The 13,227-nt window shown below is 65.0% G+C and carries 11 protein-coding genes and 1 pseudogene; 7 read left to right on the top strand and 5 right to left on the bottom strand.

From position 1 onward, the window contains the following. Positions 1-99 precede the first annotated feature (99 nt). Entirely contained in the window at positions 100-918 is an 819-nt protein-coding gene (locus E3T35_RS10105; RefSeq protein WP_241988826.1) for a nuclease-related domain-containing protein, read from the top strand. Here the strand turns inward: E3T35_RS10105 and E3T35_RS10100 are convergent. Together E3T35_RS10100 and E3T35_RS10095 are read right to left on the bottom strand one after the other, a co-directional pair. Then, positions 915-1,577, bottom strand: coding sequence for a hypothetical protein (locus E3T35_RS10100; RefSeq protein ID WP_134378900.1), 663 nt, complete (start codon positions 1,575-1,577; stop codon positions 915-917). The two genes, E3T35_RS10105 and E3T35_RS10100, sit on opposite strands and share 4 nt — an antisense overlap. Positions 1,578-1,631: 54 nt before the next feature. After that, positions 1,632-2,111 carry a 2'-5' RNA ligase family protein gene (locus tag E3T35_RS10095; protein WP_134378898.1) on the bottom strand — a complete coding sequence of 160 codons (480 nt, stop codon included), beginning with the start codon at positions 2,109-2,111 and terminating at the stop codon, positions 1,632-1,634. 308 nt (positions 2,112-2,419) lie between these two features. Between E3T35_RS10095 and E3T35_RS10090 the strand changes: the two are divergent. From E3T35_RS10090 to E3T35_RS10070, 5 genes and pseudogenes are all read left to right on the top strand, one after another. Continuing rightward, positions 2,420-3,040, top strand: a pseudogene (locus E3T35_RS10090) (alkaline phosphatase family protein); the annotation flags it as partial. Between the two features lie 345 nt (positions 3,041-3,385). Continuing rightward, entirely contained in the window at positions 3,386-4,546 is a 1,161-nt protein-coding gene (locus E3T35_RS10085) for an ROK family protein (protein ID WP_134378896.1), read from the top strand. 135 nt (positions 4,547-4,681) lie between these two features. Continuing rightward, positions 4,682-5,161, top strand: a complete 480-nt coding sequence (locus E3T35_RS10080) for a PTS sugar transporter subunit IIA (RefSeq protein WP_134378894.1) — start codon at positions 4,682-4,684, stop codon at positions 5,159-5,161. Beyond that, on the top strand, positions 5,158-5,430 hold the full coding sequence (locus E3T35_RS10075) for a PTS sugar transporter subunit IIB (protein ID WP_104089755.1): 273 nt from the start codon (positions 5,158-5,160) through the stop codon (positions 5,428-5,430). Before E3T35_RS10080 ends, E3T35_RS10075 begins: the two co-directional genes overlap by 4 nt. 48 nt (positions 5,431-5,478) lie before the next feature. Then, on the top strand, positions 5,479-7,038 hold the full coding sequence (locus E3T35_RS10070) for a PTS ascorbate transporter subunit IIC (RefSeq protein ID WP_092338887.1): 1,560 nt from the start codon (positions 5,479-5,481) through the stop codon (positions 7,036-7,038). A 70-nt stretch (positions 7,039-7,108) separates the two neighbouring features. Here the strand turns inward: E3T35_RS10070 and E3T35_RS10065 are convergent, their stop codons facing one another. Next, the gene (locus E3T35_RS10065) at positions 7,109-8,434 is read right to left on the bottom strand and encodes a helix-turn-helix domain-containing protein (RefSeq protein ID WP_134378892.1); all 1,326 of its coding nucleotides are present in this window, start codon (positions 8,432-8,434) and stop codon (positions 7,109-7,111) included. A 143-nt stretch (positions 8,435-8,577) separates the two neighbouring features. Here E3T35_RS10065 and E3T35_RS10060 point away from each other — a divergent pair, with 143 nt between their 5' ends. After that, positions 8,578-10,368, top strand: a complete 1,791-nt coding sequence (locus E3T35_RS10060; RefSeq protein ID WP_134378890.1) for an NAD(P)/FAD-dependent oxidoreductase — start codon at positions 8,578-8,580, stop codon at positions 10,366-10,368. A gap of 45 nt (positions 10,369-10,413) precedes the next feature. Here the strand turns inward: E3T35_RS10060 and cycA are convergent, their stop codons facing one another. Further along, the gene (cycA, locus tag E3T35_RS10055) at positions 10,414-11,880 is read right to left on the bottom strand and encodes a D-serine/D-alanine/glycine transporter (protein ID WP_134378888.1); all 1,467 of its coding nucleotides are present in this window, start codon (positions 11,878-11,880) and stop codon (positions 10,414-10,416) included. A gap of 103 nt (positions 11,881-11,983) precedes the next feature. Then, positions 11,984-13,120 carry an alanine dehydrogenase gene (ald, locus tag E3T35_RS10050; RefSeq protein ID WP_134378886.1) on the bottom strand — a complete coding sequence of 379 codons (1,137 nt, stop codon included), beginning with the start codon at positions 13,118-13,120 and terminating at the stop codon, positions 11,984-11,986. Positions 13,121-13,227: the final 107 nt, after the last annotated feature.

The raw sequence follows: 13,227 nt of genomic DNA, 5'->3' as shown, positions 1-13,227 counted from the left end.
TAGTACGGGGGCGAACCCGTGGTGAGGCAAGTGAACGTGGCTATGACAACTCTTAGGCCTGGACTACCGTCTCGTGATCACGAGCCGGCTGCTTCAGTGATGCCCATCGCAACCCTGGTCCCGGCTGCTCCCGGTGGGTTTGCCGGGCAGTCCGTCGTCGAAGAACTGCTCCGCCAGCACGCCGATCGGCCGGCACGTTCTCGGATCGCGCGCACCCTGGGAGCCTCGCCGCTTGACGCGAACGAGCTCAGCTGGTTGCGCGCCGCGCAGGCCGAGATGATCGTCGGCGATATTCTCGGTCGGCTCCCTGGGGGCTACAGCGTTTACCATTCCCTGCCCATTCGCAATACCGCGTTCTGGGTCGACCACCTCGTCGTGGGCCCGGGTGGAATCTTCGCGATCAATTCCAAGACGCACTGGGATCGCGACCTGACCGGGGCGTTGCGCTCGATTCCGATCAATGATCACGCCATGCCGTACCTGCGCGATGCCCGGTTTGAATCGGCCCAGATCACCGCACTGCTCGGTGCTGTGCTGCCGGCCGCGACCGTGGTTCAGCCCGTTATTGTGCTGGTCAATCCGCACAAAATTCTGCTGGCTCGCAAGCCGGATGCCGTGACGGTCATCGATTCTCCGCGCCTGCGCCGGTGGCTTGTGGCTCGCCCGCGGGTGTTCAGCGCCAAGCAGCAGGCCGCGCTCACCGCCGCCATCGACGACCCGGCGACCTGGCGCGCAGCGGCCCAGCCGCTCGCTCCGGCGCACCTGCACGCACGATTCACCGCACTCGAACAGCAGGTTGCCGCAGCCCGCACCCGACGCACCACGTTCGCGGTGCTCGCCGGTGCGGCTGCTGCGACGGTGCTGGCTGTCGCCACCTTACCCCTGATCGCCGCCGTCGAGTATCTCGCGGTGCGCTAGGCGAGGCGCTCGAGAACCGTGCCCTCGCGCATCCGCTCGACGCGTACGACGTGGTCGCGCAGGTCGCGCACCCCGCGCGGTATGGCGAGTTCGGCGATATCCTGCCCCTTGGTCACCGCGTGCGACCGGGTCGGATGCTTGTAGTCCTCGATCGACTGAAAGGTGTCGCGCCCCCGCGGCTCCTTGCTGTGCCGCTGCGCGAAGCCGGAGTTGAGCGCGCTCAGCTCGATCTCGTTTTCGTGCGCGGCGACCAGACTCTTGGTGCTGAGGGTGATCACGGTGTGGGCGTCGTCCCGATAGGAGCGGGCGTTCAGCAGGTCGCGCAGCAGCCGCGGCTGCAGGTGAAAGAACACCCGGTCGTTCAGGGCTGCGTACCATTCGGCGAGGGTCATATCGTCGAGGGCGTCCTCGAGCGACGGCTCATGAATGGCCTTCTGATGACGGATGACCGCGAGACCGAATTCCGCATGCTCCAGCACGCGTGACTCACCTCGTCGCTTGCCGAGAATTGCCGCCTGAGGTGCACCCTGCTTGACGCCCCAGCGGGTCACGAGCGCGGCCGGACTGAGTAGCCCGTGCCGCTCGATGGCGGGCCAGCTGCCGTCGGCGGCCACGTGGTAGAGCTCGGGGTACAGACGAATCAGATCGCGGGACAGCACGGTTTCGAGCGTACTCGCCGCTGGAGTGGCCGCGAGCCAGACCGCCCGTTCAGGTCAGCTGCCGAGCTTGAGCGTCGCGAGCACCGTGCGGCCGCTCGATGACGCGCGCGGCACCATGTCCACAAGCGCGATCTGGGTCAGCCTGAGCGCGTCGCCCGCGTGCACTCGACCCTGCGACTTCACGGTGACGTGCGCCCGAAAATCCGGCCCGGAAAACGCCGGCTCGGCCGGAGACGTGGCGAGAAGCCGCAGCACGGCGACGAGCAGGTCGTGCAGCCTGGTCAACGCGGCGTTCTCGTCGATCAGCGTCACGGCAATGTCATGGTGCCGACCAAACAGCTCGTCCTGCCCGGCGACCACGGTGATAGCAGGGAATCCGGCCAGCGCGGCGGCGGTGACGCGTGCGATCTCGTCTGGGGAGGCATCCGTTTCAAAGGGCGCGAGCACGGTGATGTGCAGCGGCCAGGCGGCGACGAAGAAGCTCGCTCCGGTTTCGAGCGGCGTAAGCGGCAGAACGACAACAAGGCGGGGCATGCGCCGAGTCTAAACGGGCCGATGTGGTCGACTCGTCGTTCACAACTGCGGAGATCTCGACCAGACCTACGTGCTGCAGTGAAAATTTTGCCTGATTCTGGTGATCTATCCGCAGTTCTGCACGCCGGCCCAGCTTCGGGAAGCGGTTCTCCTAAGCGAATGCCCGCCGAGCCAGCGCGATGACGGCAGTCATGCCCGCCAGAAGAGCCAGGAGTGCGCCGGCTAGTGGCAGCGCGGGGTCGGAATGACTTCGATAGTGATCGATGTGCTCACTCCGTTGAGGGTCGCCGTGATGATATGCGGGGAAGATCTTTGATGATCACGACATTCGCGACGACTGGAACACGTCCCTGGCCTGGAAGCGCGACATGGAGGCGACGTCGTAGTGGCACGGCCGCATCGTGGCGGGGCTGGCCTCCTACTGGGTGTACCAGCATCTCGGCAACATGTCGCCGGCGGAACGCGCCGCCGACGAGATCTGGCGGGAGATCGCGGCCCACACCGCTGAGACCGAACTCGATCTCACCGCCCGGCTCGACGAGCGGATGCGCGGCGGCTTTCGGCACCTGCTGGTCGGCACCTCACTGCCCTTTCTCCTGCCGCCCGGCCTTCACCACCTCGAATCGTGGGATGAAGCAGTCTCCACAGGAGCGTGGGGCAGGCCCGCGGCCCGGGTAGGCGAGCGCCTGCGCCGGCTCGTCGATCTGGAGCATTGGGCCGCGTTTGAGCGCAGTTTTCGCCAGCTGGCACGAATGGCCACCGAGGTGGCCGACGGCCGCCGCGGCCCGGCTCCGCAGACCGTTACAGTCCTGTCAGACGACGTGCACGACTCAACGGTCTCCGAGGTTCAGCGCGCGACGGGGAGTCGCATCGTGCAGGCCGTCTGCTCGCCGATCCGCAATCCGCTGCCCATAATCAAGCGCTCGTTTGAGAATCGCGGCCATGGCGTGCTCGCGAATACCGAAATGAATGAAATCCCCGCCGGGGTTGGTCGCCGAAACGGCCGTGCCCGGAACGGTCACGTTGATGGAGCCGCTCAGGTCGGCCGATCCGCCCCAGAGCGTCAGCGCTGGCGTCAGCGCCTGAATGACCTGGCCGTTGGTCTTGCGACCTGCAGGCAGCCGTCGCCGGCCACCGCCCAAACGGTGCATCAGCAACCGCCCGAGCTTCAGCGGAGCGATCAACATCGGCATCGATGGTGACAGAACGAGAATTCTCAGTCATACTTTACACATTGGTATATAAATATACTTAAGTCAATCGAAGGAGCTGCGGTGGCCCACGCCATGTCGACCGGGTCCGGTGTCGTGCTCGATCTCATTCGCGCGGGCTGGGCGACCACTCGCCCGGCACTGATCGACGAGCTCGGCTGGTCGCGCATCACCCTCGCCCGCCGGCTCGACGAACTGCTCGCGGCCGGCATCATCATTGTCGCCGGCCAGAGTGATTCCCGTGGTGGCCGCCCCGCCGAAAGCTTCGCGATCAACACAGACGCCGGCCTGCTGCTCAGCGTCGACATCGGCGGCTCGCACACCCGCGTGGCGGTGACCGATCTGGTCTCCACGATTCTCATTGAAGATCAGGCTGATATCGGCCTCTGGGAAGGCCCGGACACCGTCTTCACCTGGGCCAACCAGGTGTTCGACTACCTGTTGCGCCAGCTCGGCAAGACCCGCGCTGACGTGCGGGGGATCGGCGTGGGCGTTCCCGGTCCAGTGGATGCCGCGACCGGCCGGCTCGCCGCCCCCCAGATCGACGCGCAGTGGAACGACGTGCTCGTGCAGGACTATTTTTCGGCCGACTACACCGCCATTTTCGCCGTCGACCGTGACGTGAACATCATGGCGGTCGCGGAATCCCGGCTCGGCTGGCCGGAGCATCGGGACCTCACCGTGCTCAAGGTTGGCCTCGGCATCGGCTGCGCGCTCGTGCTCGACGGCCGGGTCTACCGCGGTGCCCGCGGCGGTGCCGGCGACTTCTCCCACAGCTTTCGCTACGGCGACGAGCTATGCAGCTGCGGGCAGCGCGGCTGCCTCGAGGCCGTCGCGAGCGGTTACGCCATTCGCCGCGAGCTCAACGCTCTCGGCTACCGCATTCGCACCACCGGCGACATCGTTGCCTTGTCGCGCATGGGCTCACCCGATGCCGTGCGGCTGCTCGCTGCCGCCGGCGCCGAGATCGGGAACGCCCTCGTCGATGTCGCCGGGCTGCTGAACCCCGCCATGATCGTCATCGGCGGCCAGCTCGCCGAGGCCGGCGACCCCTACCTGTCGTCGTTGCGCGAGGCCCTCCTCGCGCACGTGCGCGCCTTCTCCGGCACCGGCCTCACCGTGGAGCCGAGCCGGCTCGGCAACAAGGCCGGCGTTCTCGGTGCCTCGCTCATCGCGCAGGATGCCCTGTTCGAGGCCGACCGCATCAGTCACCTCACGCGCTAAGGACTTTCGTCTCGACTTTAGATCACTTATAGACGAAAGTTCCGAATGCGCATTAGGCTCGGAGACACGGCACCAAACATTTTGGGGCAGACGACGTGGTCTTGCAGTTTGAGGGCCAGAACCAAGGAGTCAGGCATGGCAGTCAATCTCGCAGACGAACTCGACCAGGCCTCCATTCGCACCCACGTCGTCGCCGCCGACTGGCAGGCCGCGATCACCCTGGCCGGCGACGCGCTCGTGGCCGGTGGCGTCACGACCGACGACTACACGGCCGAGATGATCGCTGCGGTTGACAAGCTCGGCCCCTACATCGTCATCGCGCCCGGCCTGGCCATCGCTCACTCCCGCCCATCTCCCGCCGTGCTGCGCGCCGGTCTCAGCTGGGTCACCCTCGACGAGCCAGTGAAGTTCGGCCACAAGAAAAACGACCCGGTGTCGCTCGTTATCGGCTTGGCCGCCCCCGACCACGAAGGCCACCTCGAGATGATGCAGGCCCTCGCCGGGGTGCTGATGAACGCCGACCTGCTCATCGCGCTCAAGGCGGCCGATTCGCCGGCCGAGGTTCTCGCGATCATGTCCAGCCCCCAACTGCTCACAGAAAAGGCACTCTCATGAAGATCATCGCGGTCTGCGGGATGGGGATCGGCACATCCGTTCTCTTGAAAATGAACACCGAGAAGGTACTGCGCACACTCGGCATCGACGCCGACGTTGAGGCCGCTGACATCGGCGTGGCTCGCGGCATGGCGCGTGACGCTGAGATCGTGCTCACGAGCGAAGAGCTCGCCGAGGAGATCGGCGACGTCGAGGCCCAGGTCATCGTCATCGACAACTTCTTCGACCTTGAAGAAATCACCCAGAAACTCACCGACGCACTCGAATAATCCTGCTTCATCAACCGCACGTCTGAGTAAGAGAGGGAGCACCCCGACATGGAGTGGTTCTTAGTCATTCTGGATTTCATCGGCCAGCAGATTTTGAATGTGCCGGCCTACCTGGTGGGCATCATCACGGCCGTCGGGCTCATCGCCCTGCGCCGCCCGGTCGGAACCATCATCGGCGGCAGCCTCAAGGCAGCCCTCGGCTTTCTCATTCTCGGTGCCGGTGCCGGTGTGGTTGTCGCCTCACTCACCCCGCTCGGCGACCTGATTCTCAAGGTCACCGGCGCGCAGGGCGTGATTCCGACCAACGAGGTCATCACGGCCCTCGCCGCCGAGGAATTCGGAGCGACCAGCGCCTACGTGCTCGTCGTCGGATTCATCGTCATGCTGCTTCTGGCACGATTCACCCCACTCAAGTACGTGTTCCTCACCGGGCACCACATGGTCTTCATGGCCATGATGCTCGCGGTCGTGCTCTCGGTCGGCTTCGGTTCTGAGCTCAGCTGGCTCGTCGTCGTCATTGGCGGTGGCCTGCTCGGCGTGATCATGGTGGTCATGCCGGCCTTCGCCCAGCCGTGGACCAAGCGCATCACCGGCGACGACACGATCGCCATCGGCCACTTCGGAACCCTCGGCTACATCGCTGCCGGCGCCGTCGGCCAGGCCGTCGGCAAGCGCAGCAAGAGCACCGAGCACATCAACTTTCCGCAGAACCTGCGCTTTCTGCGCGACTCCATGGTGGCTACCTCGGTCTCGATGGTCGCCATCTACATGGTCTTCGCCATCTGGGGCCTCATCGCGCTTCCCCGAGCGGATGCCCTCGCTATTTTCGGCTCCGTCGACGGCGGCGCGTTCATCATGGCCGCCTTCGCCCAGGCGCTGCAGTTCGGCGTGGGTGTGGCCATCATCCTCTACGGTGTGCGCACCATCCTCGGCGAGCTCGTCCCAGCGTTCCAGGGCATCGCCGAAAAGGTCGTGCCTGGTGCCCGCCCCGCGCTCGACATTCCGATCGTCTTTCCGTTCGCGGCCAACGCCGTGCTCATCGGATTCCTGGCGTCCTTCGCTGGTGGCTTGATCAGCCTCGGTGTGCTGGCCATCTGGCTCGGACCGGTGTTTGGTCTCGCCCTAATTCTGCCCGGCATGGTGCCGCACTTCTTCACTGGCGGTGGCGCCGGTGTCTACGGCAACGCCACCGGTGGTCGTATCGGTGCCATGGTCGGTGGTTTCGTCAACGGAATCCTGATCACCATCCTGCCGGCCATTCTGCTGCTCGTACTCGGCAACTTCGGCTTCGCCAACAGCACCTTCGGTGACGCGGACTTCGGCTGGTTTGGCACGCTCATCGGCGTGAGCCTGCTCGGCGACAACACCGCCATCGGCGTGATGCTCACCGTGCTCATCGGCGTGGTGTTGGTCGTCGCTGCGATCATCTTCCAGGTCAAGGTCACCAACAAGGGCTGGATGCCCGGCGCCAAGCACACCGCTTTCGTCGACGCTATCGAAGCCGACGTCAAGGCGGCCGCTGCGGCAGCAAAGGCCGAGGCCAGGGCAGCACGCCTGGCCGCAGCCGAGACCGCGAAGACCGCCGAGCCGGCCGACAAACCAGCGTAACTTCGGCACGCAGGGGCCGCGCCGGTCGGAGCGGCCCCTGCGGGCATAACGCTCAGCGCAGGCGCCCCGGTTAGAGGCCGAGCTCGCTGTCGATGCGGCTGAGGCGAGCCAGTGACGACACATAGGCGGCATCGGCCTGGCCGGCTAGCAGCCCGAGGGCGTGTACGGCGGCGCGATCATCGCTGCCCATCTCGGTCGCGCACCACCGGCGCAGCAGCTCGGCATCTCCGCTGGCCCGAACGGATGCCCCGACCGCGCTCGTGATCTCGGCCCGCAGCGGTTCAATCGCCCGGGCGGTTGAGCGGGAGAGGAACGGGGCCGTATAGGCGGCGAGTGCTGCCGATACCTGTCCCTGGCGCACCAGGTGCAAGACCCGCGCCGCGTCAGACGTGCCGCGCAGGCCGGGGGCCAGGCGATACGGCGTTGACTGCAGCGCATCGCCGAGAACCTGCCGAATACGGTGCATTTCGATGCGGATGGTTGCCGCAGAACCGGTCTCACCGTGAATGGAGTAGGCGAGTTCGTCGGCCGTCCAGCCGCGATCCCGCGACTCCAACAGGGCCAGAATTTCCGCGCGCCGCGGCGAGAGGAGTACTCGGTGGCCGTCGGCGGTGAGAACCGCCGGGTGCTCACCCAATAAGTCGAGGGAGACCGCTGACGAGTGCCCGGCTGTCAGATTAACCGTGACCGCACCCACGGTTCTGGTTGTGCGGTCGTTCACCCGTTGTGCGGTCCGCAACAACTCCTCGGCAACGCGCACCCCACACTTGACCATGCGCACGCTGTCTGCCGTGACCGTATGGAGAGGCCCGGACACGGTGAGTACCCCCAGCACCACTCCGGTCTGCGGGTCTCGGATCGGCGAGGCCGTGCACGCCCAGGCATGATGCGAGCGCACGAGGTGCTCCGCCGAGAACAGCTGGGCCGCTCGGCCGCTGAGGACAGCTTCACTGATGGCGTTCGTGCCCACACCCGCCTCGGACCAGTCGGCCCCCTCCACGAACTCCAGCCGATCGGCCTGCCGCAAGGCCGCCCGGCTGCCGACTCGCCACAAAACCTCACCGTGGGCATCGGCCAGCACGAGCAGATGCTGACCCTGAGAGCTCTCATCAGCGAGAAGCTCACTGAGGGCCGGCATCACCGTCTGCAGCGCATGTCCGCGGCGGAGCGCCACGGCATCCGCTACCTCATGCAGGTGCCGGGGCAGATGGCGGTCGGGGTCAATGCCGGCGGCGAGTGAGCGCTGCCAGGAGTTCCACACGTCGCCGGTGATCGCGGGCGGTGGTGCACCGTCGCGGGTGTGATCGTGGGCAGCGCGGAGCATCCGCTCGTATTTGCGGGGCGAAGAAAAACGCAGGCCAGCAACGAGAACCGCGCCGCTGGGCTCTGTGGACATGCGCTGTCTCCCTCATTGGATACGACGATGAGGCCGAGCAGAGACCAGGTGTAACGCCTGTGCAACCCCTGCGGCCGTGTACTTGAACATACAGGTCGCGCCCGACAATGGGCCGATTCTTCGCTGGTTCACAAAGGAGTGACATGCCCGATACACCAATTACTATCGCCGAGAACTGGCTCGCCCGGTTCGATACCGCCCTGCAGCACCGTGACCTCGAGGGCGCCCTCGCGCTCTTCGCTGACGACTGCTACTGGCGGGATTTCATCTCGTTCACGTGGAATTTGAAAACCCTTGAGGGTAAGGACGACATAGAACGGATGCTCGCCGCCACCCTCGACCAGGTAAATCCGCATCGCTGGGCGCTCGCCGAACCGGCAACCGGTGTAGCCGGTGCCGTGGAGGCCTGGGTTACGTTCGAAACCGGTAGTGCTCGCGGATACGCCCACCTCCGGTTGAACGACGGATTGTGCTACACCCTGCTCACCACGATGCAGGAGCTCAAGGGTTTTGAGGAGAAGAAGGGGCGCACCCGGGAGCAGGGCGTGTCGCACGAAATCACGAAAGGACGCACCTCGTGGCTCGAGAAGAAGACGGCCCAGGAGGCTCGGCTCGGTTATGAGGAGCAGCCGTATTGCGTGATCGTGGGCGGGGGCCAGGGCGGCATCGGCCTGGCAGCCCGCATGAAGCGGCTCGGTGTTCCCACGATCGTGATCGAGAAGAACGCCAAGGCGGGTGACTCCTGGCGAAATCGCTACAAATCCCTGCATTTGCACGACCCGGTCTGGTACGACCACCTGCCATACCTCAAGTTTCCCGAGGACTGGCCCGTCTTTGCCTCGAAAGACAAGATCGGTGACTGGCTCGAGCACTACACCAGCATCATGGAACTCAACTATTGGTCGAGCACTGAATGCACCAAAGCGACTTTCGACGACGACGCCCAGGAGTGGCTGGTACAGGTCGTGCGTGACGGCACACCGGTCACCCTGAGACCCAAGCAGCTGGTCTTCGCACTCGGCGTCTCCGGGTATCCGAATACGCCGGTCTTCGCCGGCGCGGAGTCGTTCGCAGGGGAGCAGCATCACTCATCGCAGCACGGCGGCGGCGGTGACTACACCGGCAAAAAGGCCGTCGTGATCGGGTCGAACAACTCGGCCCACGATATCTGCGCCGACCTGTGGGAGCACGGAGCAGACGTCACCATGGTGCAGCGCTCGTCGACGCACATTTCACGCAGCGATTCGCTCATGGAGCTCGCACTCGGTGGGCTTTACTCCGAGCAGGCGCTCGCCAACGGGGTGACCACCGAAAAGGCTGACTTGCTCTTCGCGTCGTTGCCTTACCGCCTCCTGCCCGCCGCGCAGATTCCGGTGTTCGAACAGATGGCGCAGCGCGACGCCGAGTTCTACTCCCAACTCACCGCCGCAGGCTTCGACCTCGACTTTGGCACGGATGGTTCGGGCCTGTTCCTGAAATACCTGCGACGCGGCTCCGGCTATTACATCGATGTGGGAGCCTCGCAGCTGCTTATCGACGGTCGCGTCGCGGTGAAGTCGGGGCAGGTCGACCGCATCACGCCCGAGTCGGTGGTGCTCGCCGACGGTGCCGAACTCGATGCTGATCTCATCGTTTATGCCACCGGGTATGGCTCTATGAACGGATGGCTTGCCGATCTGGTCTCACCGGAGGTCGCCGACCAGGTGGGGCGCTGCTGGGGATACGGGTCCGACACGCCAAAGGATCCGGGGCCGTGGGAGGGTGAACTACGCAACATGTGGAAGCCCACGAACGTTCCTCAACTCTGGATTCACGGCGGCAACCTGCACCAGAGCCGGCACTACTCCAACTACCTTGCGCTGCAGATCAAAGCCCGCATGGAGGGGCTTAATACCCCGGTGTACGAGCTGCAGGAGTCTCACTACACGCGCTGAAGGCGCTGAGCCCGAAAGCGGCTTACTGGCGGCCGGTCACGGATATCAGCGGCGGAAGGCGAGTGCCGCGGCCCGATCGGCCTGCACATTTGCCCGGTGAAGTTCGTGGTGGGCGGCCAGTTCCGGGCGGCGGCGAATGATGAACCACACCGTGGCGAGCCCGATGAACCACACCGGCGTCACGAGCAGCGCCTGCAGGGTATCGGCCTTCTGGGTGAGCGCCCAGATCAGGAAGACGAAGAACGCGAGCAGGACATAACACATGTAGACGCTGCCGGGCATTTTGAACTTGGAGGCCGCGTGCAGTGCCGGGCGACGCTTGCGGTACACGATGTAGCTCACCACGATGATGGACCACACGAAGATGAACAGTACCGATGCCATGGTCGTCACCACGGTGAACACGGCGATGATCGACGAGCTCGCATACAGCAGAACAGCGGATACGAGCAAAAACATGCAGGAGAACAACAGCGCGTTGGCCGGCACCCGGTGGCGGCTCAGGCGTTGAAAACGCCCCGGTGCCGTACCCTCGACCGACAGCCCGAAGAGCATTCTCGATGTGGAATACAGCCCGGAATTCGCGGAGGATGTCGCGCTCGTGAGCACGACGAAATTGATCACGGCTGCGGCCGCGCCGAGCCCCGCGAGGGCGAACATCGCCACGAACGGGCTCACATCGGCGGTGACCTCACGCCACGGAGTGACCGCCATGATCACGATTAGGGCCAGCACGTAGAACAGCATGATGCGAATGGGGATCGAGTTGATGGCCTTGGGAAGGTTCTTCTCCGGGTGCTGCGCTTCAGCGGCCGTCGTGCCCACGAGCTCGACCCCGAGGAACGCGAACACAGAGAGCTGGAAGCCGGCGATGAACCCCATCGGACCGGTCGGAAACATCCCGCCGTCGTTCCACAGATTCGTGAGGCTTGCCGGGGAGCCGCCGGGGGACTGGAACTTTGTGAACACCATCACGAGCCCCACGATGATGAGCGTGACGATCGCGACGATCTTGATCAGCGCGAACCAGAACTCGGTCTCGCCGAACGCCTTGACGCTCGCGAGGTTGAAGCCAAGCAGAATCAACACGGCACCGAGGGCCGGAATCCACAGCGGCAGATCGGGCCACCAGAAGCTCGTATACAGCGCGATCGCGATCAGCTCGGCGATGGCGGTCACGATCCAGCAGAGCCAATACGTCCAGCTCGTGAAGAAGCCGGCCCACGGCCCCAGCAGGTCACCGGCGAAGTCGCTGAACGACTTGTATTCGAGGTTGGAGAGCAGCAACTCGCCCATGGCCCGCATCACGAAGAACAGCATGAAGCCGATGATCATGTAGACGAAGATCACCGACGGTCCTGCCAGCGAGATGGTCTTGCCGGATCCCATGAACAGGCCCGTTCCGATCGCCCCGCCGATGGCGATGAGCTGGATATGACGATTCGACAGTGAGCGTGCCAGGTGCGGCTGCGCGCTGGGCGCAGATCGAGTGCTGGGTTTCAATTGCGACATCGGAGATACTTCCTTGTAGTCCAGGCGATTGGCACGGGGAGAACACGGTAAGGAATGCCGGGGGCCGGTGAAATCGGCCGACCCCGGCATCCGTTACCAACGACTACACGAGGGTGAGCTCGGCCTCTGTCACGAGGTCGGTCCAGTCCGCGAGCGGCAGGTTGAGAGCAACGCTGACCGAACGGTTCGCGATCTTGCCCGCGGCGATGTTGAGCCCGCCAGCGAGGGCGGCGTCACGCTCGAACGCTGCTCGCACGCCACGGTCGGCGATCGACAGGGCGTAGGGCAGCGTGACGTTGGTCAGCGCGAGGGTCGATGTCTGCGGCACGGCGCCGGGCATGTTGGCCACGCAGTAGAAGATCGAGCCGTGCACGGCGAAGGTGGGGTTCTCGTGCGTGGTGGCGTGGGTGCCTTCGAAGCAGCCGCCCTGGTCAACCGCGATGTCGACGAGCACGGAGCCCGGCTTCATACGGGAGACGAGCTCGTTGGTGACGAGCTTGGGGGCCTTGGCACCCGGAATCAGCACTGAGCCGATCACGAGGTCGGCCTCGGTCACCGACTGGTCGATGTTGTAGGCGTTCGAGGCTATGGTCTTGAGGCGTCCGGCGTACTGGGCGTCGAGTTCGCGCAGGCGATCGATGTTGATGTCGAGAATCGTGACGTCCGCGCCCATGCCGATGGCCATTGCGGCGGCGTTGGAGCCGGCCACACCGGCGCCGATCACGGTCACCTTGGCGGCACGTACTCCGGGTACGCCGCCCATCAGAATTCCGGGGCCGCCGCCGGGGCGGGTCATCGACGCGGAGCCGACCTGAACGGCGAGGCGCCCGGCGACCTCGCTCATCGGGGCGAGTAACGGCAGCGAGCGATCGGCTTTCTGCACGGTCTCGTAGGCGATGGCGGTGATGCCGGCCTCAAGCAGGGCGGTGGCGAGTTCGGGCTCAGCGGCCAGGTGCAGATAGGTGAAGAGAATCAGGCCCTGACGAAAATGCACGTACTCGGCGGTGATCGGCTCTTTCACCTTGAGGATCATGTCGGCGCTCGCCCACACCTCGAAGGCGGTTTCGACGATCGCGGCGCCGGCGGCCGCGTAATCGGCGTCGGAGAACCCGGAGGCGATTCCGGCTCCGGCCTGCACGAGCACGGTGTGGCCGTGCAGCTTGGCTTCGTGGACTCCGGCGGCGGTGATCGCCACACGGTATTCGTTGTTCTTCACTTCGGTCGGAACACCAATGATCATGGGGAACTCCTACTTCTTCAGGGCGCGTCGCCGATCGACTTTGGTCAGCATAGAAACGATAAGCCCGCGTTTTGAGGGCTGTCGCGGCAGGGCCCTGCTGATAGCGG

Source organism: Cryobacterium sp. TMT1-2-2 (assembly GCF_004403505.1).
Classification (GTDB): domain Bacteria; phylum Actinomycetota; class Actinomycetes; order Actinomycetales; family Microbacteriaceae; genus Cryobacterium; species Cryobacterium flavum.
This window is presented reverse-complemented; position numbering and strand designations above follow the sequence as displayed.